Here is a 26,418-nt window from a genome sequence, read left to right on the forward strand (position 1 = left end):
GACGTCCGCGTGGCCGACAACGGTTCCGAACGCACCATCGACCGCCTGCACAAGCAAATGGATGACGTCCGCGTGGCCGAGAACGGCTCCGAGCACACCATCGACAAACTGCACAGCAACATGGTCGCCGAGTCCGGTGGCGACACCGTGTTCGATGCCCACCTGAAGCGTGTTTCCTGATCCAGCGAAATACGCCGAACAGGCGAAAGAAAAGCCCGGCATCTGCCGGGCTTTCTCATTTCCGCGATTCGCTGAGCGCGATCAGCTTTTGTTCTCGGCGCTGTCCGGCTCGCCATCGGAGCGGCCAATGGTCGCCGGCGCTTCCACCACCAGCTCATCCGGCACTTCCTCGACGCGCGGGTCCAGCGCCGCGGCCATTGGGCTGACTGTATCGGGCATCGCCACGTGGTGCAGCGGCGCCTCGTCGACACGGTGCACACCGGTGACGCGCTTGGGCTGGACCCAGAAGATCAGGATCAGCGCATAGGCCGACACCAGCATGTAGAACATGCCGGGGCCGAAGTGGCGCATCATCGCGCCGGCGAACAGCGGGCCGATACAGGCACCGACGCCGTAGGTGGTCAGCAGCATCGCCGACAGCGCCACGCGGCGCGATTGCTCGACATGGTCGTTGCCCAGCGCCACGGCCAGCGGGTAGAGCGTGAACAGCAGCATGCCGGTGACGAAACCGTTCACCAGCAGCAGGGTATAGGGCAGCTCGATCAGGCCCCACATCGGCACCGCCGCCAGGCACAGCAGCAAGGCGTTGGCGCGGATCAGCCAACTGCGGTTCACCCGGTCCGACAACCAGCCCAGCGGCCACTGTGCGCAGAAGCCGGCGACGATGCACATGCCGACGAAGAAACTCGCCTGTGATGTGTCCAGGCCATTGCGTGCCGCATACACCGGCGCCAGGCCGTAGAAGGCGCCGACCATCAGACCGGCGACGAAGATGGTGCCCAGCGACTGCGGCACGCGCTTCCAGAAGAAGCCGATCTCCAGCGGCGCCGCCACCAGCTTGGCCGGGTGGACGCGGCGGGTGAGCGCCAGCGGGATCAGGCAGGACGAGAAACAGATGGCGACCAGCAGCAGCGGCTTGTAATCCAGCGCCGGGCTCAGCGCCAGCAGGCCCTGGCCGACCACCAGGCCGGCGTCCACCGCCACCATGTAGCCGGCGAACACCTTGCCGCGCTGGTGCCCTTCGGCCTGCTCGTTGAGCCAGCTCTCGATGACCATGTACTGGTTCATCATCACCGCGCCCATCACGAAGCGCAGGACGATCCACACCTCCAGCTGCGAGACCAGCGCGTGGATCAGCACGATCACCGTCGCCATGCCGGCGCAGGCCACGTAGGAACGGATATGGCCGAAGCCGGCGATCAGCTTGTGGCCGAACTTGCCGCCACACACCAGGCCGAAATAGTAGGCCGCCATCAGGCCGCCGACCCACAGGTCGCTGACGCCTTCCTGGGTCAGGCGCAGGCCCATGTAGGTGGTGAACAGGCCGGAGCCGGCGAGCATCAACAGCGTGGCGGTATAGAGCGCAGGGAACGTGACGAGCGGGCTGAACATGGCGAGTCCGGCAGGCAGAGAGGGATGGGATTGTGGCGGCATCGGCGACCGCCCGGACATCGGACAGCGCAGGTGAGGCAAAGATCACACGCTTTGCCGCGATCCGCATTATGGCCGTCGGCCAGCGCCCCGGCTATCGGACGCGCGCTCGCCGGCAACCGGTGAAACCCTGCGCCCGGCGGCGACTCCAATGCAGTATGTGGCCGGAGAATCCTCATGCCGCTCATGGACCTGAAACCCTTCCTGCTCTACTGCACCCTGATCAACTACGCCATCCTGCTGGTCTGGTTCGCCGCCTTTACCCTCGCCCACGACTTCGTCTATCGCCTGCACACCCGCTGGTTCGCCCTGCCGGTGGAGAAATTCGATGGCATTCATTACGGCGGCATGGCGATCTACAAGATCGGCGTGCTGCTGCTCAACCTGGTGCCACTGCTGGCGGTGTGCATGCTTTCCTGAACCGATGCGCCACTGGTGCGACATCATGACCGTCGATCGGAAAGCAACTTGTTGAAATTTATTGGAAATACTCAGGTCGTAGGGTGCGTGCAGTTTTCAGGAGAACACCAACGTGAACCACGCAACCCGCAGCCTGCGAAAGACTCTCGACGCCGTCGCCGCCAACAACGAGGCCACGGCCCTGGAAGTCATGCGGGCGGTCGAACAGGTCCAGGATGACCTGCTCCGACAGAAGCTGCTCAAGTCCATCCACCATCTCAATCAGGACGCCGCCGAGTTGCGCGCCCTGCGTGAGGAGATCGCCTCGCCGATGACCCGCCGTGCCTGATTCGGCTCAGGCGACCGCCGGCTGTGTCGGCCGGCGATGGACCCAGATGCGCTTGAGCACCGTGGCGAACTGCGCCGACAGCCGGCCGCTGTTGTAGGTCTGGCCGTAGCGCGCGGCAATCGCCTGCACTTCCTTCGACAGCTGCGCATAGCGGCGTGCCGGCAGGTCCGGGTAGAGGTGGTGCTCGATCTGGTGGCTGAGGTTGCCGGTGAGGATGTGGAAGAGCGGGCCGCCTTCCAGATTGCTCGACCCACGCAACTGGCGCAGGTACCAGTGGCCGCGCGTCTCGCCCTGCAGCACCTCGGGCGGGAACACCGCCGCCTTCTCGGTGAAGTGGCCGCAGAAGATCACGGTGAAGGTCCACAGGTTGCGCATCAGGTTGGCGATGACGTTACCCAGCAGCACTGCGCCGCAGGCCCCCGTGAACAACCCGAGCAGCGGGAAAACCAGGTAATCCTTCACCCACTGGCGCCCGACCTTGGCGTTGAACTGGCGCAGCAACGGGCGCAGTTCTTCCTTGCTCATCCGCCCCTTCACGTACTTGTCCAGGCGCAGGTGCTGCACCGCCACGGCGTACTGGAACAGCAGCGCCTGGAGGGTCACCCAGATCGGCTGCCAGCGGTAGAACGGCTTCCACTTCTGCTCGGGGAACAGCCGCACCACGCCATAACCAACGTCGTCATCCATCCCCAGCACGTTGGTGTAGGTGTGATGCACATGGTTGTGCGTGTGCCGCCAGAAGTCCGAAGGGCCGACGATGTCCCACTCGTAGTTCTGCCCGGAAAACTCCGGATCGTTCATCCAGTCGTACTGGCCATGTATGACGTTATGACCCAGCTCCATGTTCTCCAGGATCTTGCCCAGCCCGAGCAGAAAGGTGCCCAGCAGCCAGGTGGGCGGGAACCAGCCGGCCATCAGCAACGCGCGCCCGCTCCAGCAGCAGAAGCGCACCACCGCGCGGATGCGGCGGATGTAGCGGGCGTCTTTCTCGCCCAGGTCGTGCAGGGTGCGCTGGCGCAGGGCGTCCAGCTCGGCACCGAAGGCCGCCAGCTCGGCGGCAGTAAGGTCGCGGTCTTCGCGCATGAGAGCTCCTAGAGATCGACGGCCAGGTCGCCCTGGGGCGCGCTGACGCAAATGCGGATGGGCTGGCCCGGTTCGCTGAACAGCTCGCCGCTGCGCAGGTCACGCACACAGCCGCTGACCAGCGTGCAGGTGCAGCTGGTGCAGACGCCCTGGCGGCAACCATGTACGGGGCGCAGGCCACTGGCTTCAGCCTGTTCCAGCAGGCTACGACGGCTGTCGCCCTGCACTTGCAGTGCGCTGCGAGCAAAGCGCAGGGTCACTGACTTGGCCGGTTCGTTCTCGTCCCAGGCGGGCGGGCTGAAGCTTTCCACCTGCAGACTTCGGCTGCTCGCACCCAGCACCTGCCGCACGGTTTCGACGAAGCCGCCGGGGCCGCAAGCCAGCACATGACGACCAGCCAGATCAGCAACGTGATCACGCTGCAGGCGCCCGGACAGCTCGCCTTCCCGTGCGGCATCACCACTCAGCGCCCAGCGCAGTTCGAGGTTCGGGTATTGCCGCGCCAGCGCCTCCAGCCCAACGACGAAGGCCTTCTGGCCACGCTCGCGGACGTAATGCAGCAGCGTCACCGGCCCGCTGTAGCCGCGCGCCAGCGCCTCGCGGAGCAGACCGAGCAAGGGCGTCAGGCCACTGCCGGCGGCGAGCAGCAGCACGCCCTGGCCATCGGCTGGCCAGCTCAGGTCGCCGTCCGGCTGGCCCAGTTCCAGCACGTCCCCGACGCAGAGTTGCTGCAGCAGGAAGGGAGAAATCCGCCCGCCCGGCTGCAACTTCACGGCGAACTCCAGGCAGCCGTCGTCGGCGACACGGGTCAGGCTGTAGCTGCGGCTATGGCGAATTCCATCGCGCTCGACGAACAGTTGCAGGTGTTGGCCGGGCCGCGCGCCACGCCAGTGCGCATTGGGGCGCAGGCGCAGTTCGAGCATGTCGTCCGCCACCCACTGCCGCGCCTCGACCCGCGCGAATACGCGCTGCAAGGACCAGCCGCTATTGCAGGCGCGCAGCACGGCATCGATGTCCGACTCGCGCAGCCACTGGCCATGCACCAATGCACGCAACGGCGACAAGAGCGGCGATACGAAACGCAGGCCGGCGAAGGGAAACAGGGACATGGTCGAACACCAGACAGTAAACACGTGTTCACTTAAAATCGCATGCACAGGACTTTTCAGTCAACACCTGTTCACTGGACTGATCACGAACTTCCCCAACGCCAGGCGGCATTTGCTAGAGTGCCTGCGCCTTCGCCTTGGATAGCCCAGTCGTATGTCCACTCCCCGCGCCGAACAGAAACAACAGACCCGCCTGGCCCTGATGGATGCCGCGCGCAGCCTGATGGACAGCGGCCGTGGCTTCGGCACCCTGAGCCTGCGCGAAGTGGCGAAAACCGCGGGGATCGTCCCGGCGGGCTTCTACCGGCATTTCGCCGATATGGACCAGCTCGGCCTCGCCCTGGTCGCCGATGTTGACGAGACCTTCCGCGAAACCCTTCGCGTGGTGCGCCACAACGAGTTCGAACTGGGCGGCGTGATCGAGGCGTCGGTGCGCATCTTCCTCGATGCCGTCACTGCCAACCGCACCCAGTTCCTTTTCCTCGCCCGCGAGCAGTACGGCGGTTCGCACCCGATCCGCCAGGCCGTGGGCGCTCTGCGCCAGCGCATCACCGACGACCTGGCCGCCGACCTGGCGCTGCTCAACAAGCTGCCGCACCTCACCGCCCAGGACATCGACGTGATCGCCGACCTGGTGGTGAAGACGGTGTTCGCCACCCTGCCCGAGCTGATCGACCCTCCGGCCGACTCGCTGCCCACGCACCTCTCGCCCCAGGCCAAGATCACCCAGCAGCTGCGCTTCATCATGATCGGCGCCAAGCACTGGACCGGGATCGGTTCACGGCCCTGACCCCCGACCGCCCTTCGCCCCCTGCCCGACCTGTAGGAGCGAGCTTGCTCGCGAACCGCTGCACTGCGGAATGTGTTCGCGAGCAAGCTCGCTCCTACAAAGATCCGCATCGCCCCGCATTGGTGCGCACCGTTTTCGTGCGCACCATCCTTGCCCACGCGCACCATTCCTGATCGCCCGGACAACCCCGCCAGCCCGCGCCAGCGCTGACATGCACCTGCGCTGGCAAGCCCCTTGCTCTAGCACCGTCATTGCTACTGCCGGACGCTGCCATGCTGGTCATCCACCAACGAATCGAACCCCGCGAACACTGTGACGCCGAGCTGCGCCTGAACTACGAAGCGCGCAGCAAGAGCCGCCTGCGCTGCTTCACCAGTACCGGTGAAGACGTCGGCCTGTTCCTCGAGCGCGGCCAGTCGCCGCTGGCCGACGGCGAGTGCCTGCTGGCCAACGATGGTCGCGTGGTACGCGTCTGCGCGGCGCCCGAGAAACTGCTGCACGTCACCTGCGCCAATGCCCGCGAGCTGAACCGCGCGGCCTATCACCTGGGCAATCGACACGTCGCCCTGCAAGTCGGCGACGGCTGGCTGCGCCTGCTCGACGACTACGTGCTCAAGGCCATGCTCGACCAGCTCGGCGCCACGGTGGAAGCCATCGAAGCGCCGTTCCAGCCCGAGCACGGCGCCTATGGTGGTGGGCATCATCACTCGCACCACGGCGAAGAGCAGTTCAACTACGCGCCGAAGCTGCATCAGTTCGGAGTGCGCCGGTGAACTCGGCGCAACGGGTTAGCACCCTCTCCCCAACCCCGGCTGCGCGCCCCGCTCCGAAGGGCGAGGGAGCCGAACAGCATGCCCTGGCAGATAGTCGCTCGTGACTGAAATCTCGAACCTCTGGCCGCTGCTGCGCCTCGCCAGCCCGCAGTTGCCCATCGGCGGCTACAGCTACTCGCAAGGGCTGGAAAGCGCCATCGACCAGGGCCAGGTGAAGGACGCCGATGGCGCCCGCACCTGGCTCGTCGATCAACTGCATCTCAACCTCGCGCGCTTCGAAGGCCCGCTGCTGGCCGAATTGCTGCGCGCCGCGCAGAGCGCCGACTGGGCCGCCCTGGGCGATGCCGCCGAGCGCCATCGCGCCAGCCGCGAAACCCGCGAACTGGGCCTGGAGAACCGGCAGATGGGCTTCTCCCTCGGCCAGTTGCTCGAAGCCCTGCCCGAACTGGACGAACCCGCTCGCCTGTGGCTCGCCGAGCAGGCCGAACCCTCCTTCGCCGCCGCCTGGGCGCTGGCCGCCCGCGCCTGGGCGCTTTCCCCGGAACAGGCCCTCGGTGCCTGGCTGTGGAGCTGGCTGGAGAACCAGTTGGCGGTGCTGATGAAGACCCTGCCGCTGGGCCAGTTGGCCGCGCAGAAGCTTACCTCGCAATTGCTTCCCGAACTTGACGCCGCCTGCCAGGCCGCGCTGGAAAACGATCCCCACGGCGGCGCGCCCTTCGGTCTCGCGCTGGCCTGCATGAATCACGAAACCCAATACAGCCGTCTGTTCCGCTCCTAGGAGAACTGCCATGAACTCTCAACCCCTTCGCGTCGGCATCGGCGGCCCGGTGGGCTCCGGCAAGACCGCCCTGACCCTGGCGCTGTGCCGCGCCCTGCGTCAGCGCTACAACATCGCCGTGGTCACCAACGACATCTACACCCAGGAAGACGCGCAGTTCCTGGTGCGCAATGAGGCATTGGAGCCGGAGCGGATCATCGGCGTGGAAACCGGCGGCTGCCCGCACACGGCGATCCGCGAGGACGCCTCGATCAACCTCGAAGCCGTGGATCAGCTCAACCGCCGCTTTCCGGGCCTCGACCTGATCCTGGTGGAGTCCGGTGGCGACAACCTCTCGGCCACCTTCAGCCCCGAGCTGTCGGACCTGACGCTGTACGTGATCGACGTCTCCGCCGGCGACAAGATCCCGCGCAAGGGCGGGCCGGGCATCTGCAAGTCCGACCTGCTGGTGATCAACAAGATCGACCTCGCCCCGCTGGTGGGCGCCTCGCTGGACGTGATGGACCAGGACGCCACCCGCATGCGCGGCGAGAAGCCGTTCGTGTTCAGCAACCAGAAGACCGGCCAGGGCCTGGCCGAGATCATCGCTTTCATCGAGCGCCAGGGCCTGCTGACCGCAGCCTGAACAGACCCACAGACCAAGGAGTGACCATGACCCTGCGTAAAGCCCTCTACAGCCTGGCGCTGTTCCTCACCCCGGCGGTGGCCTTCGCTCATCCGGGCCACGGCGACCACGGCCTGATCGCCGGCATCGCCCACCCCATCACCGGCCTCGACCATCTCCTGGCGATGGTTGCCGTCGGCCTCTGGGCCGCCCAGCAGCAAGGCGCCGCGCGACTGGCGCTGCCCTGCACCTTCGTCGGCACCATGCTGATCGGCGGCCTGCTGGGATTCGAGGGGTTGGAGATTCCGTTCATGGAGACCGGTATCGCCGCTTCGGTACTGGCGCTGGGCCTGTGCGTGGCGCTGGCGGTGCGTCCGCCGCTGTTCCTGGCGATGGGCGCGACGGCGCTGTTCGCCCTCGCCCACGGGGTGGCGCACGGGCTGGAACTGCCGGACCTGAGCAGCCCGTGGCTGTACGCCGCCGGCTTCGTCGGCGCGACCGCCGCGCTGCATGCGGCGGGTTACGGTCTGGTTCGCGTGCTGCCGCAGGCCGCGGCGCCGCTGATACGTTTCGCAGGCCTGGCCTCGGCAGGCGCCGGCGCCTGGCTGCTCGCCGGCTGACCTGCTCTTTGTAGGAGCGAGCTGCTCGCGAACGGCCTCGCAGCGGGATTGGTTCGCGAGCAAGCTCGCTCCTACAAGATCAAAAGCCCCTCCCCCTCTCCCAGAGGGTGAGACGACCGTTTGGTGCAGGATGAAGCCTCGGCGTCAGCCGGCTCAGACGGCCCCCTCTCCCTCTGGGAGAGGGCTGGGGTGAGGGAGAAATCCCGGCACGCCCCCCCTGAGTGCGACGGTTACCCGACCATACATCACCCCTTGCGATGCACCGAGAACCCCGCCCAGGCCTGGCTCACCGGCATGATCTCCAGGGTATTGATGTTGATGTGCGGCGGCTGGTTCATGATCCAGTGGATGGTCTCGGCAATGTCCGCGGACTGGATCGGCTCGGCGCCGGCGTAGGTCTTGTCGTACTTCGCCTGGTCGCCGCCGAAGCGCACCAGGGAGAACTCGCTCTCGCACATGCCCGGCTCGAGGTTGGTGACGCGCACGCCGGTGCCCTGCAGGTCGCAGCGCAGGTTCAGCGAGAACTGCTCGACGAAGGCCTTGGTCGCGCCGTAGACGTGACCGCCCGGATAGGGCCAGTGGCCGGCGACCGAACCCAGGTTGAGGATGCTCGCGCCCGGGCCATGGGCGATCAGGCGCGGCAGCAGCAGGCGGGTGGCGTACATCAGGCCCTTGATGTTGGTGTCCACCATGGTGTCCCAGTCATCCAGCTCGCACTCCTGCGCAGGGTCTGTGCCCAGGGCGAGGCCGGCGTTGTTGATCAGGCCACGCAGCTTGGCGAACTTCTCCGGCAGGCTGTCCACGGCGGCGGTCATCGCGGCACGGTCACGCACGTCGAGCACCAGCGGCAGCACGTCGGTCTCGGCGGACAGTTCCTGGGCCAGCGCGTTCAGGCGCTCCTCGCGGCGGCCGGTGATCACCAGCGACCAGCCATCACGGGCGAAGCGCCGTGCACAGGCTTCGCCGAAGCCGGAGGTGGCGCCGGTAATGAACAGGGTGGGAGTGGTCATCACTGAAATCCTCTTTGCTGGCGCCGCCGTCACCGGTGCATGCCGGAGATTCGTGCGGTGCGCGTTCTTGTCGGTCGGCCGAGCATAACAGCCCGGGCCTGCCGCGTTGCGTTACAGCCGTGCTGGATAAAACCCGAACAGCCGCTTGAGAGCCCCATGGCTAAAGGCCCGCCGAGATCTGCACCCACCTTGTCCACAGGCTGCTCCACGGTTTCTGTGGGCAAGCGGAATGGCGTTTTCCGCTGGACGATTTTCGAGCGCTTGCCTGCAAGCCGCGCCGCCGCTGCGCTGGAGAAGTTCTTCCCAAGGTTATCCACAAGTCTTTCAACGGCAGACGGGGACAATTGTCAGCTTCCCGGAACTTTTCCGCGAAGCCGTACCTGTCCATCCATACAGGGGTTGCAGGGCAATCGAACAGAAATCGAGCGGCTTTGGCGGCGCCTGTGGCGACGCGGGCTCGCAAGGTTCTCCCAGACGTTATCCACAGCCCCGCCCACAGAATTTCGGGACAACTTCACAGGACCAGCAGACGCGCCGCGATCAGGTCTTCCAGTGCATAACCGACGGACTTGAACAGGGTGATCTCGCTGTCATCCTTGCGTGCACCGCGCCCCTGCAGGAGGTCGGCCAACTGGCAGCCAATGGCGCTCTCATCGATCACGCCTTCGCCCAGGGGAATCAGCAGATCGCCCGCTTCCTCCCGCGCACCTTCGCAGGTATCGACGACGATACGCGCACGGCGCACGGCTTCGCTGTCGGTCTCGCGCATGCTCGGAAGAAAGGCGCCGACCAGATCGAGGTGGCAACCCGAACGCAGCCATGCGCCGAGCACGATTGGCTCGCGGGAGGTGGTGACGCAACTGATGCAATCCGCTGCCGCCACGCCACCTCGCAGATCGACACAGGCGTGGGCGGGATAGCCCTCGTCCTGCAGCTGCTTCACCAGGGCGTTCACCTTGTCTTCCTGGCGCCCCCAGAGGGCAATGTCCTCGTACTCGCGCACCGAGCAATGGGCGCGGACCATATGCGGCGCCAGGGTGCCACTGCCAACGACCAACAGCCGTCGCGCATCGCGCCGCACCAGGTAATCGGCGGCCAGTGCGGAGGTGCAGGCGGTGCGCCGCGCAGTCATTTCCGACGCTTCGAGCATCGCCAGGGGGTGGCCGGTCTGCCCGTCGAACAGGCAGAACAAGGCGGCCACCGCCGGCAGGTTCTTCGCGCTGTTATTGGGGAATACGGTGACCAGTTTCACGCCGATGTCCTGCCCCGGCCGCCACACCGGCATGGTCAGCAGCGAGGCGTTTTCGGGGAGTTCGTGGCAACCGCGCACCGGCGCTTCGCAGGCGCCGGCCAGGCCGATGCGCAGGGCTTCGATCAGTTGGGGATAACCCAGGCGCTGGGCGACGTCGGCGTTGGTGAGGAAGCGGAGGTCTTGCATGGAAACCCCTCTACAAAGCGGCGAAGAACCTGTAGGAGCGAGCTTGCTCGCGAACAAGCCCCGCTGCGGAGATGTTCGCGAGCAAGCTCGCTCCTACGAAAGGCGACGGTGTCAGTGCCCACCCAGATACGCGTTGCGAACCTCCTGGTTACCCAGCAATTCCGCGCCCGTGCCGCTCAGGCGGATTTCACCGTTGACCATCACGTAGCCACGGTCCGACAGCTTCAGCGCATGGTTGGCGTTCTGCTCCACGAGGAACAGCGTCATTCCGCTCTGCGCCAGCTCGCGCAGGGTCTGGAATATCTGCTTGACCACGATGGGCGCCAGGCCCAGCGAGGGTTCGTCGAGCAGCAGCAGCTTGGGCCGGCTCATCAGCGCGCGGGCGATGGCGAGCATCTGCTGCTCACCGCCGGACATGGTCATGGCGCGCTGGTTGCGCCGCTCCTTCAGGCGCGGGAAGAGATCGAACATGCGCTGCATGTCTTCCTGAGCGTGGTCCATGCCGATGGGGATGGTACCCATCAGCAGGTTCTCCTCCACCGTCATGTCGGGGAACACCCGGCGCCCTTCCGGCGACTGCGCAATGCCGTTGGAGGCCACGTAGTGCGCGGACTTGTGGCGGATATCCTGGCCCTTGTAGAGGATCGCGCCGCCGGCCGCGCGGGGCTGGCCGAAGATCGACATCAGCAGCGTCGACTTGCCCGCGCCGTTGGCGCCGATCAGCGCCACGGTCTCCCCTTCGTTGACGGTCAGCGAGACTTTCTTCAGCGCCTGGATCGGCCCGTAGAACACATCGACCTCACGGAATTCCAACATCGGCGCCGTCATGCCAGCTCCTCTTCGTCTGCGCCGAGATAGGCGGCAATGACCTTGTCGTTGTGGCGAATCTCCTCCGGGCCGCCACGGGCGATGACCACGCCGTGGTCGAGCACGATGATGTGGTCGGAGATGTTCATCACCATGCCCATGTCGTGCTCGATCAGCAGCACGGTGATGCCGTGGTGGTCACGCAGGTAGCGAACGATGCGCGCCAGCGCCTGGGTTTCAGCGGGGTTGAGGCCAGCAGCCGGTTCGTCGAGGCAGATCAGCTCGGGCCGCGTGCACATGGCGCGGGCGATCTCCAGGCGACGCTGCTGCCCGTAGGACATCTCGCCGGCCAGGCGGTTGGCGCAATCCACCAGGTCCACCACTTCCAGCCAGTAGAAGGCGTGGTCCAGCGCTTCGCTTTCCGCGCGTCGGTAGCCGGGGGTATTGAGCACGCCGGCGATGAGGTTGCGGTTGACGAACATGTGCTGGGCCACCAGCAGGTTCTCCACCACCGACATCTCGCGGAACAACCGGATGTTCTGGAAGGTGCGCGCAAGGCCCGCGCGGTTCACCAGGTGGGTGCCGCCGAACATCTTGTAGTAGAGGCGGTTGCCGAACTGCGCCGGGTTGACGAAGTCGCCGCCCTGGAACGGCTGGCCGAGCACCTTGATGACGTCGGTGGTGCCGCCCTGGGTGTTGAGCAGGATGTTGCCGCCAGTGGCCTTGTAGAAGCCGGTGAGGCAGTTGAACACCGTGGTCTTGCCAGCGCCGTTGGGGCCGATCAGCGCAGTGATGGAGCCGCGCTCCACGTCGAGGTTGACGTCGTTGAGCGCCTTGATGCCGCCGAAATGCATCATCAGGTGCTCGACGCTGAGGATCTTGTCACCGCTCATGGCGCCACCCCCTTGCGTACGGCAAAGCCGCTACGGCTGATGCGGATCAGCCCGCGCGGACGCCAGATCATCATCAGCACCATGAGGATGCCGAACAGCAGCACGCGGTAGTCGGCGAAGCTGCGCAGCAGTTCCGGCGCGACAGTGAGGACGAAGGCAGCGATCACCACGCCGACCGTCGACCCCATGCCGCCCAGCACCACGATGGCGAGGATCAGCGCCGACTCGAAGAAGGTGAAGGACGACGGGTTGACGAAGCCCTGGTAGCTGGCGAAGAACACGCCGGCCAGACCTGCGGTGGAGGCACCGAGCATGAACGCCGAGAGTTTCACCAGCACGTGGTTCAGGCCCATGGCGCGGCAGGCGATCTCGTCCTCGCGCAGGGCCTCCCAGGCGCGACCGACCGGCATGCGGGTCAGGCGGTGCTTGATGTAGAGCACCAGTAGCACCACCAGGAAGAGCACCACGTAGATGAACAGGAACTTGAAGTTCTGGTTGTAATCGATGCCGAGGAACTCGTGGATAGGCGTGCCGCCCTCCTTCGCCCGGCGACCGAACTCGAGGCCGAAGAAAGTCGGCGACGGCACCGGCATGCCGTTCGGGCCACCGGTGAAGGACAGCCAGTTGTTGAGGATCAGGCGGATGATCTCGCCGAAGCCCAGGGTCACGATGGCCAGGTAGTCCCCGTGCATCCTCAGCACGGGGAAGCCCAATAACGCTCCCGCCAGCGCGGCGACGATGGCCGCCAGCGGCAGCACCGTCCAGAAGCCCAGGCCGAGGTACTGGTAACCCAGCGCGAGGCCGTAGGCGCCGATGGCGTAGAAGGCCACGTAGCCCAGATCGAGCAACCCGGCGAGGCCGACCACGATGTTCAGGCCCAGGCCCAGCAGCACGTAGATCAGCCCGAGGATGATCACGGTGAGCAGGTACTTGCTGGCGAAGAACGGGAAGATCACCGCGGCGAGGATCACCAGCGGGACTATCCAGCGCAGGCGCGTCTTGTAGCCCGGCGGCAGGACGCTGATGCCCGAGTCGGAGCTTTCGAAGCGATCCATGATGCGCAGGCCGGCGGGCGTCTGCAGGAACAGGCTGAGCAGCAGGCGGCCGAGCATCACCGCGCCGATCATCCAGGCAAGGCGGACCGGTTCGACCTTGAAGCTGTAGCCATCGAGCACGATGCCGACGATGGGGCCAAACACGATCAGGGCGATCAGACCGGCGAGGACGGTGTCGACGAGGCTCTTCCGGATATCGATGCGCGCTGCTTTCGGCGCGGCAGAGGTCTGGGTAACGGACGTCATGCTTACACCTTCGATACCTGGGGACGACCCAGGAGCCCTTGCGGTCGGAAGATCAGGATGGTCACCAGCAGGCCGAAGGCGAACACGTCCTTGAAGTCGGTGTTCACCATGCCGGAGAACTGCGCCTCGGCCACGCCCAGGATCAGCCCGCCAAGCATGGCGCCGGGCAGCGAGCCGATGCCGCCGAGCACCGCGGCGGTGAATGCCTTGATGCCGATGATGAAGCCGGCGTAGAAGTCGAAGGTGCCGTAGTTCATGGTGATCAGCACGCCGGCCAGCGCGGCCATGGCGGCGCCGATGACGAACACGTAGGAGATCACCCGGTCGGTGTTGATCCCCAGGATCGAGGCCATCTTGCGGTCCTGCTGGGTGGCGCGGCACATGCGCCCCAGCTTGGTGTACTGGATCACGTAGGTCAGCACGCCCATGCCGACGAAGGCGGCGATGAGGATGAACACCTTGGTGTAGGTCAGTTGCACGAAGCCTTCGCCGATGTGGAACTTGAAGGCGCCGTCGAGCAGGGTCGGCACGCCTTGCTGGCGCGGGCCCTGGGCCAACTGCACGTAGTTCTGCAGGATCAGCGACATGCCGATGGCGGAGATCAGCGGAGCCAGGCGCGTGGAGTTGCGCAGCGGCTTGTAGGCGATCCGCTCGATCACCCAGCCGTACACGCCGGTGACGAAGATGGTGAAGACCAGCGTGCCGAGGATCAGCAGCGGGAACGACTGCAGGCCGAAGAAGGCCAGCAGGGCCAGGCCCACCGCGGAGAGATAGGCAGAGATCATGTACACCTCGCCGTGGGCGAAGTTGATCATGCCGATGATGCCGTAGACCATCGTATAGCCGATGGCGATCAGACCGTAGACCGACCCCAGGGTCAGCCCGTTGATCATTTGCTGAAGAAAGATACCGTCCACGATTGGGTACTCGCGCAAGCAGGGCAGGAAAGGCTGACGGCTCGCGCAATCACCGGCTTGTGACCAGCTGCGCGCGTACCGCCGACCTGCGGGGAAGCCGGCGCCGCGGGTAGCGGCGCCGGCCGGTCAGGCGGGCTTACTTCTTCATCGCGTCGAGCTGGTGGTACTTGCCCTTGTCATCCCACTCGTAGACCACGTAGTCGGAGACTTTCAGGTCGCCCTTCTTGTCCCATTCCTTCTGGCCCATGACGGTGGCGACCGGGTGTGATTTCAGCCACTCGCTGGCCTTGGCCGGGTCGGTCTTGCCGGCGCCATTGAAGGCGGCGGCCAGGGCCTGAACCGAGGAGTAGGCGTAGAGGGTGTAACCCTCGGGCTCGAAACCGTTGGCGCGGAATTTCTCCACCACGGCCTTGCCGTCCGGGATCAGGCGCGGGTCGGCGCCGAAGGTCATCAGCACGCCCTTGACGTATTGCGGGCCGCCAGCGGTGGTGACCAGTTCGTCGGTGACGATGCCGTCATCGGACATGAACTTGGCGGTCAGGCCCTGCTCGCGCATCTGACGGACCAGCGGGCCGGCTTCCGGGTGCAGGCCGCCGAAGTAGACGACCTCGGCGCCCGAAGCGCGGATCTTGGTGACCAGGGCGTTGAAGTCCTTCTCGCCGCGGGTCAGGCCTTCGTACAGCACTTCCTTCACGCCGCGCTTGTTCAGCTGCGCCTTGGTGGCGTCCGCCAGGCCCTGGCCGTAGGTGTCCTTGTCATGGATCACCGCGACCTTCTTGGCCTTCAGCACGTCGACGATGTAATCGCCGGCGACCACGCCCTGCTGGTCGTCACGGCCGCACATGCGGAACATGCCGGAGAGACCGCGCTCGGTGACCTGCGGGTTGGTGGAACCGGGGGTGATGGCGATGACGCCGGCCTCGTCGTAGACCTCCGAGGCGGGGATGGTGGAGGAGGAGCAGAAGTGGCCGACCACGGCGACCGCCTTGTCCTGGTCGACCAGGCGGTTGGCCACGGCCACGGCCTGTTTCGGCTCGCAGGCGTCGTCCGCCTTCACCAGCTTGATCTTCTCGCCATTGATACCGCCAGCGGCGTTGATGTCTTCCGCGGCCTGGCTAGCCCCACGCCAGTACTGTTCCCCGAACGAGGCGTTCGCCCCGGTATGCGGACCTGCTACCCCGATAACGACATCGGCCTGTACTACGGAAGACACACCCAGTGCGGTGGTTACCGCCAGAGCCAGAAAGCCTTTTCTGAAAATCTTCTGCGACATGGAGTTTTGCTCCTGAGGGTTTTTGTAATGGCGCGTTGTGTTTCTTGTTGGCGATTTCTCGTTTAAGCGATTCAGCGAGATATCGACAGCAAGCGGCGTGCCATTCGTTTTTGTTATTAACCAAGTCCTACAGCGAAAACAGCGCAAGCTGGCAGACATCAAGCGCTAGACACGTGCAACCCATTGAAAGAAAAAGGTGCAACCGAACAGGCAGCAGGGTGCAACCAACCTTCCCGTGAGCTGGCTTTTTCCAGCCACCACAGGCGCAACCCCAACCGTAACCGTCGCTGTCACCGAACTGCACATCCGCGGTGCAGACCCGTCGGGGTAACGCACCATAAGAGGCTAGACCAAAGTGCAGCGAGCGTTGGTGGGTCAAACCGGGGCGGCGCGCGCCCCACTTTGAACCGTCTCAGATCACCACCCGCAGGCACTGCCCGGCGTGGTAGAGGGAGAAGCCGGCTTCGTACAGACAGCTGCGCAGGCCAACCGCGGAGATTTCCTCCATAGGCCGCAGCGGCATCGGCAAGGCGCTGGCGTCACCGTCCAGCAGAAAGTCGGCGAAGGCCTTGCCCACCACTGTGCCGGTGGTGACGCCACGACCGTTGTAGCCGCTCATGGCGACCAGCCCCGGCGCCGGCTCGAACAGGCGCATGAGGTGGTCGGGGGTGAAGTCGATGCAGCCGGTCCAGGTGAACTCCCAGTCCACCTTGCCCAGCTTCGGGAAGTAGTGCTGCTGGATGCGGTCCGCCCAGCTTTTCAGGAACCACGCCGGCTTGCCGGTGCCCTTGCCGAGGCTGCCGAGCAGCAGGCGGCCGTCGGCGTCACGGCGGATGCTGCTGAGCACCTGGCGGGTATCCCAGGAGCCCTGCCCGCCCGGCAGGATGCGCGCAGCTTCCGCGCCCTCCAGCGGGCGCGAGGCGACCTGGTAGTAGTAGCCGGGGAAGAAGGTACGGCGCAGCTGCGTCCACTCACCCTCGGTGTAAGCGCTGGAGGCGATCACCACCTTGTCGGCGGTGACCACGCCACCGGCGGTGATCACGTTCCACGCGCTGCCGACGCGCACCAGGCCAACCACCGGGGAATGGTGATACAGCTCGCCACCCAGACCGACCACCGCGCGGGCGAGGCCGCTGACGTAGGCCATGGGGTTGAGCGTACCGGCGCGGCGGTCCAGCAGCGCGCCGGCGATCTTGTCAGTGCCGCAGGCTTGTTCACAGTCGGCGCCGGTGAGCAACTCAACAGGAGCGCCGCGGCGCCCCCATTGTTCGCAGCGGCTGCGCAGGTCGGCCAGGCCACGGGCGTTGTGCGCCATGTGCAGCGTGCCTTCGCGGCGCGCCTGGCAATCGATGGCGTACTTGTCGATCAGCGAGAACACCAGCGAGGGCGCGTTGCCGAGCATGCGGTTGACCCGCTGACCGATCTCCGCGCCCATGCCCGCTTCGATCTCGTCCGGGGGAATCCACAGGCCGGCGTTGACCAGCCCGACGTTACGCCCCGAGCCACCGTGCCCGGTGGTGTGGGCTTCCAGAACGCAGACCTTCTGGCCCCGCTCCAGCAGATGCAGCGCGGCGGACAGGCCGGTGAAGCCCGCGCCGATGACACACACATCGACCTTGCGATCCCCGCGCAGCTCCGGAGCTTCCGGGCGGGCGGGCGTCAGGTATTCCCACAAACACTCTTGGCGAAGCGACATCCAGCGATCCTTCTACGCGAACCTTGTGAATGACTCTGTACTTCAGGCCCGTTCGTGGGCCGGGGTGGCTGTAGGAGCGAGCTTGCTCGCGAACCGCATCGCGCCGAAGTCCAGCCGGACTCCGTTCGCGAGCAAGCTCGCTCCTACAGGGGCCCATGGCCCCGGTGCGATCAGTCGAAGACTATGCCCTGGGCCAGCGGCAGTTCCCGCGAGTAGTTCACGGTGTTGGTCTGCCGGCGCATGTAGCCCTTCCAGGCGTCGGAGCCAGATTCGCGGCCGCCGCCGGTTTCCTTCTCGCCGCCGAAGGCCCCGCCGATCTCCGCGCCGCTCGGACCGATGTTGACGTTGGCGATGCCGCAGTCGCTGCCCACCGCCGAGACGAAGGCCTCGGCCTCGCGCAGGTCGGTGGTGAAGATGCAGGACGACAGGCCTTGCGGCACGCCGTTGTTCAGCGCTACCGCATCGTTGAAGTCCTTGTAGGGCACCACGTAGAGGATCGGCGCGAAGGTTTCGCTGCGCACCACGTCACTCTGCTCGGGCATCTCGACGATGGCCGGCGACACGTAATAGGCCTCGGGGAATTGCTCAGCCAACTGGCGCTCGCCGCCGAACACCACACCGCCCTCGCCGCGCGCCTGCTCCAGCGCGCCCTGCATGGCCAGGAAGCTGCGCTCGTCGATCAGCGGACCGATCAGGTTGCCTTCCAGCGGATGACCGATGCGCACCTTGGCATAGGCCGTCTTCAAGCGGCTGACGAACTCGTCCTTCACCGACTCGTGGGCAATCAGCCGGCGCAGCGTGGTACAGCGCTGCCCGGCGGTGCCGACGGCGCTGAACAGCACGGCGCGCACGGCCATATCGAGGTCGGCGCTGGGCGCGAGGATCATCGCGTTGTTGCCGCCCAGCTCGAGGATGCTGCGGCCGAAGCGAGCCGCTACGCGCGGGCCGACTTCACGGCCCATGCGGGTGCTGCCGGTGGCGCTGACCAGGGCGACGCGGACGTCGTCCACCAGCGCTTCGCCGGCGCTGCGATCGCCGACCACCACCTGGCTCAAGTATTCCGGCGCATCGCCAAATTTCTTCAGTGCACGCTCGAACAGTGCCTGGCAGGCCAGCGCGGTGAGCGGGGTTTTCTCCGACGGTTTCCACACCACCGAGTTGCCGCAGACCAGCGCCAGCGCGGTGTTCCAGGACCACACCGCGACCGGGAAGTTGAACGCGCTGATCACCCCGACCACGCCCAGCGGGTGCCAGCTCTCGCGCATGTGGTGGCCGGGGCGCTCGGAGGCGATGGTCAGGCCGTAGAGCTGGCGCGACAGGCCGACGGCGAAGTCGCAGATGTCGATCATCTCCTGCACTTCGCCCTGACCTTCCTGGGTGATCTTGCCGGCCTCCCAGGACACCAGCTCGCCCAGCGCCGCCTTGCTCGCCCGCAGCTCCTCGCCGAACAGCCGCACCAGCTCGCCACGGCGCGGCGCCGGCACCTTGCGCCAGGCGTCGAAGGCATGGGCGGCGCGACCGACCTTCTGTTCTACCTCGGCGGCGCTTTCCAGGCGCACCGCGCCCAGGCGGCTGCCGTCGATGGGAGAGTGGATGACCTGATCGCCACCGGTGGCCAGGCGAGAATCGACGCCGAGGGATTCGAGCAGTGCGGAAATCATGCGGACTCCTGTTTGTTTCGGATGACCTTATGGAATGCCGGAAGTAATAACTGGCTTGCCTGGGCACAACAAACAACGTTTCCTATGCACATCATTCCGTAAATTCATGAACTGCCCGCCATGCTGAGCAAACGCCACCTGCCGTCCATGACCGCCCTGCAATGCTTCGAAGCGGTGGCACGGCACCTGAGTTTTACCCGCGCTTCCGAAGAGCTGAACCTGACCCAGAGCGCAGTCAGCAAGCAGGTCGCTCAATTGGAGGAAATGCTCCAGCACCTGCTGTTTCGCCGCGTGCGTCGCCGCCTGCAACTCACACCGGCGGGCGACCTGTACCTGGTGGAAGTGCGCAAGATCCTTACGCAGGTAGAGATATCCACCCATTACCTGCTGTCCTATGGCGGCGAAACCGAAGTGCTGCGCGTGGCGACGCCGCCGACCTTTGGCGCGCGCTGGCTGATCCCGCGGCTGAACGGCTGGCGCCATCGCCACCCGAACATCCACCTGGACCTGCGCCAGGAGCTGGAGCCCGGCGACCTGTTGCAGTCGCGTTGCGATATCGCCTTCTTCTTCGGTGCCGCCACCCTGCCCGGCGCGGAGTGCGTGGCGCTGTTCGGCGAAGAAATGGTGCCGGTGTGCTCTCCGGCGATCCTGCCGGCGCAGCCGCTGACCGACCCGACCCAACTGGCAGACCTGGTCCTGCTGCAGAACGCCACGCGTCAGGAAGCGTGGCACGAGTGGTTCTTAAGCCTCGGCCAGCACAGCGAGCACAGCTACCACGGACCGCGCTTCGACACCTTCTACATGTGCATTCGCGCTGCCCAGGCCGGCTGCGGCGTGGCGCTGTTGCCGCGCTTCCTGGTGGAAGAGGAGCTGAGCGAGGGCAAGCTGGTGATCGCCTGGGAGCACGGGCTGCAGAGCCGCAACGGGTACTACCTGGCGTACCCCGAGCATGCGGCGGCGGTGCCCAAGGTCAGGGCGTTTGTGGAGTGGATCGGGGAGCGGATGGAGGGATGATTTCTGTGCGGTCGGGGGCGCCCTCTCCCTAACCCTCTCCCTTCAGGGAGAGGGTTAGGGAGAGGGAACGCCCAACTCCGCACTCCCCCGAGAACACCTACACCAACAAACTCCGATCAAACACAAACGCCCCCGCTCCCTGCGGCGTAAAGCGCAGGACATGCTGCGGCCGCCCCATCGGCGGCTGGTGGCGCTCGCCGGTATCTTCCACCCAGCCCGCTGCCTTCATCCGCTCCAGCCTTCCGCGCAGGCTGGAATGCTGGATTTCCTCGCCGATGGATAACTCGAACGCCTTCAGCGCCTCTGCCACGGTGAAACGTTCTGGCAGCAGGTGCAGCGGCAACGCGCTGTACACCGACTTGCCCGCCAAGCGCTCACAAGCCTGCTGCACCAGATGGGCATGGTCGAAAGGCAAGGCCAGGCGCTCGCCGCGCACGGCGTCGAGCGGCACGAAGTCGAGATCGTCGGCGGCCAGTTCGGTATCCGGCGCCACCAGCACGAGATAGAACACGCTCAGCGACCAGCCACGCGGGTCGCGCACCGCATTGCCCACCGTCGCCACCTGCTCCATGTAGGCCGGCTGTACCCGCGCCTTCTCGCGCAGCGCGCGCAGGGCCGCGTCGTCCAGGCCATGATCGGCGCAGCGGCCATTGATCAGCACGCCGGGCAACGCCCACTGGCCCTCGTACGGCGCCTGGGCGCGGCGGATCAGCAGCAACTCCAACCCCCGCTCGGGGTTCAGGCGCAGCGCCACGATATCCACGGTGGCCAGCACTTCAGCGCTACTCATCGATGCTCCTCGAATGCTCCCTCGTTGGAAGAAGTCCTGTGACTTATTTCACCATGTACAGAAAGCATCTTCCACCTCCGAGCATTTTTCATCTTTCTGCTTGACGACTTATTTCACGTCGTGAATTATGTAGCCACGACAGATCACCACCGGTCAAGCGGAGGCTTCCATGAACCTGATCGCCAGCTTCGATGTAGACGCCCAGAAAGGCTTCACACCGCTCTGCCCCAATGAACTGCCGGTACCCGGCGGTGACGCCATCGGCGGCGCCCTCAACTTCATGGCCGAGCGCGCCAGCCTGCGTCTGGGCAGCAAGGACGCCCACAGCCCGCAAGCGCCCTGGGTAGTGAGTGAGCCGGCACAGATGCTGCAACCGCTCAGCCTGCCCAATGCCGACCTCACCTGGGTCAGCCACTGCGTGCCGGGCACGCCGGGCTTCGAGCTGCTGGACGAACTGCCGCAGCCGATGGACTACGACTTCTTCATCTGGAAGGGCGTGGAGCCGGACCTGCATCCGTACGGCGCCTGCTTCCACGACCTGGCGGAACGGCGCAGCACCGGGGTGATCGAATACCTGCGGCAGAATGCGGTCAGCCACGTGCTGGTGGGCGGCCTGGCGCTGGACTACTGCGTGAAGACCACTGCGCTGCAACTGCGCCGCGCCGGCTTCGAGGTGCTGCTCTACCTGCCGGCCTGCCGCGCCATCGCGGAGGAAACCGCGAAGGCCGCCTGCGTCGAGATGCGCAGCGCCGGGGTGATCCTCTGCGCGAACGAGAACGAATTGGATAGCGCCCTCGCGGGCATCAGGGAGAACTGATCATGGCCGAGAGCGTGTTTGCCGAGCGCATCGTGCAGAACCTGCTGGACACCGACTTCTACAAGCTGACGATGATGCAGGCGGTGCTGCACAACTACCCCAACGCTGAAGTGGAGTGGGAATTTCGCTGCCGCAACGCCGAAGACCTGCGCCCATACCTGGCGGAAATCCGCTACCAGATCGAGCGCCTGGCCGAGCTGGAGGCCACGCCGGACCAACTGGCCTTCCTCGAACGCATCCCGTTCATCAAGCCGGACTTCATCCGTTTCCTCAGCCTGTTCCGCTTCAACCTGCGCTACGTGCACACCAGCATCGAGGACGGCCAACTGGCCATTCGCCTGCGTGGCCCGTGGCTGCATGTGATCCTCTTCGAAGTGCCGCTGCTGGCCATCGTCAGCGAGGTGCGCAACCGCTATCGCTACCGCGAGGTGGTGCTGGAGCAGGTCGGCGAGCAGCTGTACCGCAAGCTCGACTGGCTTGCCGGCAACGCCAGCGAAGAGGAACTGAAGGAATTCCAGGTGGCCGACTTCGGTACCCGCCGGCGCTTCTCCTACCGTACCCAGGAAGAGGTCGTGCACATCCTCAAGCGCGACTTCCCCGGCCGTTTCGTCGGCACCAGCAACGTGCACCTGGCCCGCGAGTTCGACGTGAAGCCCATCGGCACCATGGCCCACGAATGGCTGATGGCGCACCAGCAACTCGGCCCGCGACTGATCGACAGCCAGATCGCCGCGCTGGACTGCTGGGTACGCGAGTACCGTGGCCAACTGGGCATCGCGTTGACCGACTGCATTACCATGGACGCCTTCCTCAGCGACTTCGACCTGTACTTCGCCAAGCTCTTCGATGGCCTGCGCCACGATTCGGGCGACCCGCTGGCCTGGGCCGAGAAGGCCGTCGCCCACTACCGCCGCCTGGGAATCGACCCGATGACCAAGACCCTGGTGTTCTCCGACGGCCTGGACATGCCCAAGGCGTTGCAGCTCTTCCGTGCATTGCGTGGCAAGATCAACACCAGCTTCGGTATCGGTACCAACCTGACCTGCGACATCCCCGGCGTGGAACCGATGAACATCGTGCTCAAGATGACGGCCTGCAACGGCCACCCCGTGGCGAAGATTTCCGACACCCCGGGCAAGACCCAATGCCGCGACGAGAACTTCGTCGCCTACCTGCGCCACGTGTTCAAGGTGCCGGTGTAACCCTTTTCCCGCTTTCCACAGGAGCCCTCCAGATGAAAGACAGACAGGCCGCCATCGCCAGAGAACTCAACGTGCAGCCGCCCTTCCAGTCCGACGCCGAGCTGCAGGCCGAGATCCAGCGCCGCGTGCGCTTCATCCAGGACTGCCTGAAGGGCTCGGGCATGAAAACGCTGGTGCTGGGCATCAGCGGCGGCGTCGACTCGCTCACCGCCGGCATGCTCTGCCAGCGCGCCGTGGAAGGCCTGCGCGCCGAGACCGGCAACCCGGACTACCGCTTCCTCGCCGTGCGCCTGCCGTACAACGTGCAGGGCGACGAGCAGGACGCCCAGGACTCGGTGGACTGCATCGCCCCTGATGAGCGCCACACCGTGAACATCGGCCCATCGGTACAGGCGCTGGCCGCCGAGACCCAGGCGCTGGAAGGCCTGGCCCCGGCCACCCGCGACTTCGCCCTTGGCAACACCAAGGCGCGCATCCGCATGGTCGCCCAGTACACCATCGCCAACGCCCGTGCCGGCCTGGTGGTGGGCACCGACCACGCCGCCGAGGCGGTGATGGGTTTCTTCACCAAGTTCGGCGACGGCGCCTGCGACCTCGCCCCGCTCACCGGCCTGGTGAAAAACCAGGTGCGCAGCATTGCCCGTAGCCTCGGCGCGCCGGAGCATCTGGTGGAGAAAGTGCCGACCGCCGATCTCGAAGACCTCGCCCCCGGCAAGCCGGATGAGCATTCCCACGGCGTGACCTACAAGGAAATCGATGCCTTCCTGCACGGCCAGGACGTCAGCCAGGAAGCCTTCGACATCATCGTCCGCACCTTCGAGAAGACCCATCACAAGCGTGCGCTGCCCACCGCGCCTTGAGTACACGGCAGCCAGCGGCGCGAGCGATCCCGCGCCGCTGGCAATCAATGCTGGGGAATGACGTAGCGCCAGATGGCGATGAAGTGCAGCAGGCTGCCGGCGATCACGAACAGGTGCCAGATGCCATGCCAGTGGCGGAAGCGACTGTCGTAGGCAAAGAAGATGATGCCGATGGTGTAGAAGGCCCCGCCACCCACCAGCCAGGCAAAGCCGGCGCCGCCCAGGGCGCGGTACAGCGGCCCGACCGCGATCAGCACGATCCAGCCCATCACCGCGTAAATGATGATCGACAGCACCCGTGCCTCGGAGCGTGGTTTGATCTCCTGCAGCATGCCGATCACCGCCATCGACCAGACGATGCCGAACAGCGTCCAGCCCCACGGGCCTTTCAGCGTCACGAGGCAGAACGGCGTATAGCTCCCCGCGATCAGCAGGTAGATCGACAGGTGGTCGAGCTTGCGCAGGATGACCTTCGCCCGGCCCTGCACACTGTGGTAGAGCGTGGAGATGCTGTAGAGCATGGTCAGTGTCGTGCCGTACACCGCCACGCTGACGATGCGCAGCGGCTCGCCCACCAGGCTGGTGGCTACCAGCAGCCAGATGCCGCCCACCAGCGCCAGCACAGCGCCGATCAGGTGTGTCCAGGCGTTGAAGCGTTCACCGTGGTACATGGGTCCCCCGTTACGATTTCAACCACGCAACACCCTACCTCGGTTTTATTAAATAAAAAGCCCGACCATGGGTCGGGCTTTTCGGATCACAGGCTTTCGAGCGAAAGCCGGATCACTTCACCGCCAGGGTGCCCTTCATCATGGCCGAGTGGCCCGGGAAGGAGCAGAAGAAGGCGTATTCATCACCAGCCTTCAGCTTGGAGACGTCGAAGGTTACCGAATCCTTCTCGCCGGAGCCGATGATTTTGGTGTGGGCGATCACGCGGGTGTCGCCTTCTTTCACGTAGTTCTTGTCCAGGCCGGCGGCCATGCCGTCGGTCACTACGCCCTGCATGTCAGCGGCGGTGGTCAGCACCCAGTTATGGCCCATGACGTTCTTCGGCAGGCTGCCGGGGTGGGACAGGTTCACAGTGAAGGTCTTGCAGCTCTTGTCCACGCTGATGGCGTTGGTGCTGAACTGCATCTGGTCGTTGCCCTGGATGTCCACGGAGCATTCGGCGGCCAGCAGCGGGGCACTGAACAGGCCAAGCAGGGATACAGCGGCGAGTTTACGGAACATGACATGCCTCCTAGGCAGGTTGGGCGGAGAATCCTGAAAGGGAAGACTGCCCGAACGTGATCGGGGTTCCCCTGATCTGCATCAATGGCCATCGGCCACGAGCCAAGCTACGAACTGTCTATCAGGCCGATCAGCAGGATCAACGAGGCAGATCAGCGCACCCCGCCTAGCATAGACCCCATCCCCCGGCCCAACAGGAGTTCACGCCATGCACCGTCTTGCGCTGTTACAAAGCCCGCTGTTACAGCACCTGCTCGCCTGCTATGCACTCGGGGCCTGCGGCGGGGATTGCCGCCGGGCAGAATTGGAGTAATGGATTTTCGGCTTGGTCGCCCCTCGCTCTGCCGCTACCCTGACGGCCTGCAAAAACAGGCCAGCAAATCGAGGACAGCTCCATGACCTTGCGTTCCATCTGCGTATTCTGCGGCGCCAGCCCCGGCGCCACCCCGATCTACCAGGAAGCTGCCGAAGCTCTCGGCCGTTACCTTGCTGAAAACGGCATCCAACTGGTCTACGGCGGTGGCGCCGTCGGGCTGATGGGCATGGTCGCCAATGCCGCGCTGGCCGCTGGCGGCGAGGTCATCGGAATCATTCCGCAGAGCCTGAAGGACGCCGAAGTCGGCCATAGCGGCCTGACGCGCCTGGAAGTGGTGGACGGCATGCACGCGCGCAAGGCCCGCATGGCTGAGCTGAGCGACGCCTTCATCGCCCTGCCGGGCGGCCTGGGCACGCTGGAAGAGTTGTTCGAGGTCTGGACCTGGGGCCAGCTCGGCTACCACGCCAAGCCGCTGGGCCTGCTGGAAGTGAACGGCTTCTTCGACCCGCTGCTGACCTTCCTCGACCACCTGGTGCAGGAGCGCTTCGTGCGCCAGCCGCACCGCGACATGCTGCAGCGCGCCGCCTCGCCGGCCGAACTGGTCAATGCCCTGGCCGCCTGGAAGCCGCTGGCCGCGCCCAAGTGGGTCGACCGCACTCCAACCTGACGCACGACTACCAGCAGCGTTCCGTGGCCGCGCCGCGGAGCCCGCTGCTGGTCAGCGTCAGCACCCCGCAGGCGTCCCGCGCCATCGCCCCCACCGGCTCGGCCTGCAGGACATAGCCTGACTCGTCCGGCTCCCCGACGAAGCCCAATCGATAGAACACCTGACCTGCGCCCCGTGGTGACTGCGCGAACGGCAGCGTTGCGCCAATGTAGCTGCCTCGGCTGGTGTAGAAGCGCTCAAGCGACTGCGCCAACTCCACCAGGGACTTCTGCGCGTCCACCCGGCGTACCCGCTGTATGTGCTCCTGGTACACCGGCAGAGCGATCCCCAGCAGAATGCCGATCAGGCTCAGACAGACCAGCAGCTCCACCAGCGTGAAGCCGCCCACTCGTTGGCTCAGCGAATTCATC

The 26,418-nt window shown here is 65.5% G+C and carries 28 protein-coding genes and 1 pseudogene; 13 read left to right on the forward strand and 16 right to left on the reverse strand.

The genetic code is table 11. The features are described from left to right. A pseudogene (locus ACNFH5_RS29920) lies at positions 1–180 on the forward strand (phage infection protein); the annotation flags it as partial. A gap of 81 nt (positions 181–261) precedes the next feature. Here ACNFH5_RS29920 and ACNFH5_RS29925 read toward each other — a convergent pair. Beyond that, positions 262–1,572, reverse strand: a complete 1,311-nt coding sequence (locus ACNFH5_RS29925) for an MFS transporter (RefSeq protein ID WP_416752469.1) — start codon at positions 1,570–1,572, stop codon at positions 262–264. Between the two features lie 216 nt (positions 1,573–1,788). Here ACNFH5_RS29925 and ACNFH5_RS29930 point away from each other — a divergent pair, with 216 nt between their 5' ends. Then, positions 1,789–2,031: a DUF6868 family protein gene (locus tag ACNFH5_RS29930; protein ID WP_416752471.1), complete on the forward strand. Its 243-nt coding sequence runs from the start codon at positions 1,789–1,791 to the stop codon at positions 2,029–2,031. A gap of 112 nt (positions 2,032–2,143) precedes the next feature. Further along, entirely contained in the window at positions 2,144–2,359 is a 216-nt protein-coding gene (locus ACNFH5_RS29935) for a hypothetical protein (RefSeq protein WP_296289626.1), read from the forward strand. A 6-nt stretch (positions 2,360–2,365) separates the two neighbouring features. Here the strand turns inward: ACNFH5_RS29935 and ACNFH5_RS29940 are convergent, their stop codons facing one another. Continuing rightward, on the reverse strand, positions 2,366–3,442 hold the full coding sequence (locus ACNFH5_RS29940) for a fatty acid desaturase family protein (RefSeq protein ID WP_416752473.1): 1,077 nt from the start codon (positions 3,440–3,442) through the stop codon (positions 2,366–2,368). A gap of 8 nt (positions 3,443–3,450) precedes the next feature. After that, positions 3,451–4,551, reverse strand: coding sequence for a ferredoxin reductase (locus tag ACNFH5_RS29945; RefSeq protein WP_416752475.1), 1,101 nt, complete (start codon positions 4,549–4,551; stop codon positions 3,451–3,453). Between the two features lie 154 nt (positions 4,552–4,705). Here ACNFH5_RS29945 and ACNFH5_RS29950 point away from each other — a divergent pair, with 154 nt between their 5' ends. The 5 genes from ACNFH5_RS29950 to ACNFH5_RS29970 all read left to right on the forward strand — a co-directional run bounded on the left by ACNFH5_RS29950 (position 4,706) and on the right by ACNFH5_RS29970 (position 8,116). Next, positions 4,706–5,341, forward strand: coding sequence for a TetR family transcriptional regulator (locus ACNFH5_RS29950; RefSeq protein WP_416752477.1), 636 nt, complete (start codon positions 4,706–4,708; stop codon positions 5,339–5,341). Positions 5,342–5,613: 272 nt separating this feature from the next. Further along, complete coding sequence (gene ureE / locus ACNFH5_RS29955) at positions 5,614–6,114, forward strand: urease accessory protein UreE (RefSeq protein ID WP_416752479.1); 501 nt, start codon at positions 5,614–5,616, stop codon at positions 6,112–6,114. A gap of 109 nt (positions 6,115–6,223) precedes the next feature. Continuing rightward, a complete protein-coding gene (locus ACNFH5_RS29960; RefSeq protein WP_416752553.1) occupies positions 6,224–6,892 on the forward strand; it encodes an urease accessory protein UreF in 669 nt (222 codons plus the stop codon). Positions 6,893–6,902: 10 nt separating this feature from the next. After that, entirely contained in the window at positions 6,903–7,517 is a 615-nt protein-coding gene (gene ureG / locus ACNFH5_RS29965) for an urease accessory protein UreG (protein WP_416752481.1), read from the forward strand. Positions 7,518–7,543: 26 nt separating this feature from the next. After that, positions 7,544–8,116: a HupE/UreJ family protein gene (locus ACNFH5_RS29970; protein WP_416752483.1), complete on the forward strand. Its 573-nt coding sequence runs from the start codon at positions 7,544–7,546 to the stop codon at positions 8,114–8,116. Positions 8,117–8,361: 245 nt separating this feature from the next. Here ACNFH5_RS29970 and ACNFH5_RS29975 read toward each other — a convergent pair whose 3' ends face one another. The 9 genes from ACNFH5_RS29975 to ACNFH5_RS30015 all read right to left on the reverse strand — a co-directional run bounded on the left by ACNFH5_RS29975 (position 8,362) and on the right by ACNFH5_RS30015 (position 19,112). Next, entirely contained in the window at positions 8,362–9,126 is a 765-nt protein-coding gene (locus tag ACNFH5_RS29975) for an SDR family oxidoreductase (protein WP_416752485.1), read from the reverse strand. Between the two features lie 514 nt (positions 9,127–9,640). Then, a complete protein-coding gene (locus ACNFH5_RS29980; RefSeq protein ID WP_416752487.1) occupies positions 9,641–10,564 on the reverse strand; it encodes an ornithine cyclodeaminase family protein in 924 nt (307 codons plus the stop codon). 111 nt (positions 10,565–10,675) lie between these two features. Next, positions 10,676–11,392: an ABC transporter ATP-binding protein gene (locus tag ACNFH5_RS29985; RefSeq protein ID WP_045216300.1), complete on the reverse strand. Its 717-nt coding sequence runs from the start codon at positions 11,390–11,392 to the stop codon at positions 10,676–10,678. Next, complete coding sequence (locus ACNFH5_RS29990) at positions 11,389–12,264, reverse strand: ABC transporter ATP-binding protein (RefSeq protein WP_024765989.1); 876 nt, start codon at positions 12,262–12,264, stop codon at positions 11,389–11,391. Before ACNFH5_RS29990 ends, ACNFH5_RS29985 begins: the two co-directional genes overlap by 4 nt. Further along, positions 12,261–13,565, reverse strand: coding sequence for a high-affinity branched-chain amino acid ABC transporter permease LivM (gene livM / locus ACNFH5_RS29995; protein ID WP_416752490.1), 1,305 nt, complete (start codon positions 13,563–13,565; stop codon positions 12,261–12,263). The genes ACNFH5_RS29990 and livM overlap by 4 nt, the downstream gene beginning before the upstream one ends. A gap of 2 nt (positions 13,566–13,567) precedes the next feature. After that, positions 13,568–14,482, reverse strand: coding sequence for an ABC transporter permease subunit (locus tag ACNFH5_RS30000; RefSeq protein ID WP_054906392.1), 915 nt, complete (start codon positions 14,480–14,482; stop codon positions 13,568–13,570). Positions 14,483–14,618: 136 nt separating this feature from the next. Next, a complete protein-coding gene (locus ACNFH5_RS30005; protein ID WP_416752492.1) occupies positions 14,619–15,755 on the reverse strand; it encodes a branched-chain amino acid ABC transporter substrate-binding protein in 1,137 nt (378 codons plus the stop codon). Between the two features lie 412 nt (positions 15,756–16,167). Then, positions 16,168–17,451 (reverse strand): NAD(P)/FAD-dependent oxidoreductase, encoded by a 1,284-nt coding sequence (locus tag ACNFH5_RS30010; protein ID WP_416752494.1) that lies wholly within the window; start codon positions 17,449–17,451, stop codon positions 16,168–16,170. Between the two features lie 170 nt (positions 17,452–17,621). Then, positions 17,622–19,112 (reverse strand): aldehyde dehydrogenase family protein, encoded by a 1,491-nt coding sequence (locus tag ACNFH5_RS30015; RefSeq protein ID WP_416752496.1) that lies wholly within the window; start codon positions 19,110–19,112, stop codon positions 17,622–17,624. Between the two features lie 120 nt (positions 19,113–19,232). Here ACNFH5_RS30015 and ACNFH5_RS30020 point away from each other — a divergent pair, with 120 nt between their 5' ends. Then, positions 19,233–20,126: a LysR family transcriptional regulator gene (locus tag ACNFH5_RS30020; RefSeq protein ID WP_416752498.1), complete on the forward strand. Its 894-nt coding sequence runs from the start codon at positions 19,233–19,235 to the stop codon at positions 20,124–20,126. Between the two features lie 97 nt (positions 20,127–20,223). On the opposite strand, the gene ACNFH5_RS30025 is transcribed toward ACNFH5_RS30020, so the two are convergent. Continuing rightward, positions 20,224–20,916, reverse strand: a complete 693-nt coding sequence (locus ACNFH5_RS30025) for an NUDIX hydrolase (RefSeq protein ID WP_416752500.1) — start codon at positions 20,914–20,916, stop codon at positions 20,224–20,226. Positions 20,917–21,085: 169 nt separating this feature from the next. Here ACNFH5_RS30025 and ACNFH5_RS30030 point away from each other — a divergent pair, with 169 nt between their 5' ends. The 3 genes from ACNFH5_RS30030 to nadE are packed head-to-tail and all read left to right on the forward strand — an operon-like array spanning position 21,086 to position 23,795. After that, a complete protein-coding gene (locus tag ACNFH5_RS30030) occupies positions 21,086–21,733 on the forward strand; it encodes a nicotinamidase (protein WP_416752502.1) in 648 nt (215 codons plus the stop codon). Between the two features lie 2 nt (positions 21,734–21,735). Then, complete coding sequence (gene pncB, locus ACNFH5_RS30035; RefSeq protein WP_416752504.1) at positions 21,736–22,935, forward strand: nicotinate phosphoribosyltransferase; 1,200 nt, start codon at positions 21,736–21,738, stop codon at positions 22,933–22,935. A 32-nt stretch (positions 22,936–22,967) separates the two neighbouring features. Then, complete coding sequence (nadE, locus tag ACNFH5_RS30040; RefSeq protein ID WP_416752506.1) at positions 22,968–23,795, forward strand: ammonia-dependent NAD(+) synthetase; 828 nt, start codon at positions 22,968–22,970, stop codon at positions 23,793–23,795. 44 nt (positions 23,796–23,839) lie between these two features. Here the strand turns inward: nadE and trhA are convergent, their stop codons facing one another. Beyond that, on the reverse strand, positions 23,840–24,466 hold the full coding sequence (gene trhA / locus ACNFH5_RS30045; protein WP_416752508.1) for a PAQR family membrane homeostasis protein TrhA: 627 nt from the start codon (positions 24,464–24,466) through the stop codon (positions 23,840–23,842). Between the two features lie 112 nt (positions 24,467–24,578). Next, the gene (azu, locus tag ACNFH5_RS30050) at positions 24,579–25,025 is read right to left on the reverse strand and encodes an azurin (RefSeq protein ID WP_045216277.1); all 447 of its coding nucleotides are present in this window, start codon (positions 25,023–25,025) and stop codon (positions 24,579–24,581) included. Positions 25,026–25,420: 395 nt separating this feature from the next. Here azu and ACNFH5_RS30055 point away from each other — a divergent pair, with 395 nt between their 5' ends. Continuing rightward, on the forward strand, positions 25,421–26,008 hold the full coding sequence (locus ACNFH5_RS30055; RefSeq protein WP_416752511.1) for a TIGR00730 family Rossman fold protein: 588 nt from the start codon (positions 25,421–25,423) through the stop codon (positions 26,006–26,008). A gap of 7 nt (positions 26,009–26,015) precedes the next feature. Here the strand turns inward: ACNFH5_RS30055 and ACNFH5_RS30060 are convergent, their stop codons facing one another. After that, positions 26,016–26,417 (reverse strand): type IV pilin protein, encoded by a 402-nt coding sequence (locus tag ACNFH5_RS30060; protein ID WP_416752513.1) that lies wholly within the window; start codon positions 26,415–26,417, stop codon positions 26,016–26,018. Between the last annotated feature and the right edge of the window lies 1 nt (position 26,418).

Source organism: Pseudomonas sp. NY15435 (assembly GCF_048068295.1).
GTDB lineage: Bacteria > Pseudomonadota > Gammaproteobacteria > Pseudomonadales > Pseudomonadaceae > Pseudomonas.

What these genes read in the sequence shown, in the direction of transcription:
- trhA (WP_416752508.1), bottom strand. Translation starts at nt 24,466, where the DNA reads ATGTACCACGGTGAACGCTTCAACGCCTGGACACACCTGATCGGCGCT.
- ACNFH5_RS29925 (WP_416752469.1), bottom strand. Translation starts at nt 1,572, where the DNA reads ATGTTCAGCCCGCTCGTCACGTTCCCTGCGCTCTATACCGCCACGCTG.
- ACNFH5_RS29975 (WP_416752485.1), bottom strand. Translation starts at nt 9,126, where the DNA reads ATGACCACTCCCACCCTGTTCATTACCGGCGCCACCTCCGGCTTCGGC.
- ACNFH5_RS30025 (WP_416752500.1), bottom strand. Translation starts at nt 20,916, where the DNA reads ATGAGTAGCGCTGAAGTGCTGGCCACCGTGGATATCGTGGCGCTGCGC.
- ACNFH5_RS29980 (WP_416752487.1), bottom strand. Translation starts at nt 10,564, where the DNA reads ATGCAAGACCTCCGCTTCCTCACCAACGCCGACGTCGCCCAGCGCCTG.
- pncB (WP_416752504.1), top strand. Translation starts at nt 21,736, where the DNA reads ATGGCCGAGAGCGTGTTTGCCGAGCGCATCGTGCAGAACCTGCTGGAC.
- ACNFH5_RS29970 (WP_416752483.1), top strand. Translation starts at nt 7,544, where the DNA reads ATGACCCTGCGTAAAGCCCTCTACAGCCTGGCGCTGTTCCTCACCCCG.
- ACNFH5_RS30005 (WP_416752492.1), bottom strand. Translation starts at nt 15,755, where the DNA reads ATGTCGCAGAAGATTTTCAGAAAAGGCTTTCTGGCTCTGGCGGTAACC.
- ACNFH5_RS30030 (WP_416752502.1), top strand. Translation starts at nt 21,086, where the DNA reads ATGAACCTGATCGCCAGCTTCGATGTAGACGCCCAGAAAGGCTTCACA.
- ACNFH5_RS29940 (WP_416752473.1), bottom strand. Translation starts at nt 3,442, where the DNA reads ATGCGCGAAGACCGCGACCTTACTGCCGCCGAGCTGGCGGCCTTCGGT.
- ACNFH5_RS29930 (WP_416752471.1), top strand. Translation starts at nt 1,789, where the DNA reads ATGCCGCTCATGGACCTGAAACCCTTCCTGCTCTACTGCACCCTGATC.
- ACNFH5_RS29950 (WP_416752477.1), top strand. Translation starts at nt 4,706, where the DNA reads ATGTCCACTCCCCGCGCCGAACAGAAACAACAGACCCGCCTGGCCCTG.
- livM (WP_416752490.1), bottom strand. Translation starts at nt 13,565, where the DNA reads ATGACGTCCGTTACCCAGACCTCTGCCGCGCCGAAAGCAGCGCGCATC.
- ureE (WP_416752479.1), top strand. Translation starts at nt 5,614, where the DNA reads ATGCTGGTCATCCACCAACGAATCGAACCCCGCGAACACTGTGACGCC.
- ACNFH5_RS29945 (WP_416752475.1), bottom strand. Translation starts at nt 4,551, where the DNA reads ATGTCCCTGTTTCCCTTCGCCGGCCTGCGTTTCGTATCGCCGCTCTTG.
- ACNFH5_RS30015 (WP_416752496.1), bottom strand. Translation starts at nt 19,112, where the DNA reads ATGATTTCCGCACTGCTCGAATCCCTCGGCGTCGATTCTCGCCTGGCC.
- ureG (WP_416752481.1), top strand. Translation starts at nt 6,903, where the DNA reads ATGAACTCTCAACCCCTTCGCGTCGGCATCGGCGGCCCGGTGGGCTCC.
- ACNFH5_RS30010 (WP_416752494.1), bottom strand. Translation starts at nt 17,451, where the DNA reads ATGTCGCTTCGCCAAGAGTGTTTGTGGGAATACCTGACGCCCGCCCGC.
- ACNFH5_RS29990 (WP_024765989.1), bottom strand. Translation starts at nt 12,264, where the DNA reads ATGAGCGGTGACAAGATCCTCAGCGTCGAGCACCTGATGATGCATTTC.
- ACNFH5_RS30060 (WP_416752513.1), bottom strand. Translation starts at nt 26,417, where the DNA reads ATGAATTCGCTGAGCCAACGAGTGGGCGGCTTCACGCTGGTGGAGCTG.
- nadE (WP_416752506.1), top strand. Translation starts at nt 22,968, where the DNA reads ATGAAAGACAGACAGGCCGCCATCGCCAGAGAACTCAACGTGCAGCCG.
- ACNFH5_RS30020 (WP_416752498.1), top strand. Translation starts at nt 19,233, where the DNA reads ATGCTGAGCAAACGCCACCTGCCGTCCATGACCGCCCTGCAATGCTTC.
- ACNFH5_RS30055 (WP_416752511.1), top strand. Translation starts at nt 25,421, where the DNA reads ATGACCTTGCGTTCCATCTGCGTATTCTGCGGCGCCAGCCCCGGCGCC.
- ACNFH5_RS29985 (WP_045216300.1), bottom strand. Translation starts at nt 11,392, where the DNA reads ATGACGGCGCCGATGTTGGAATTCCGTGAGGTCGATGTGTTCTACGGG.
- azu (WP_045216277.1), bottom strand. Translation starts at nt 25,025, where the DNA reads ATGTTCCGTAAACTCGCCGCTGTATCCCTGCTTGGCCTGTTCAGTGCC.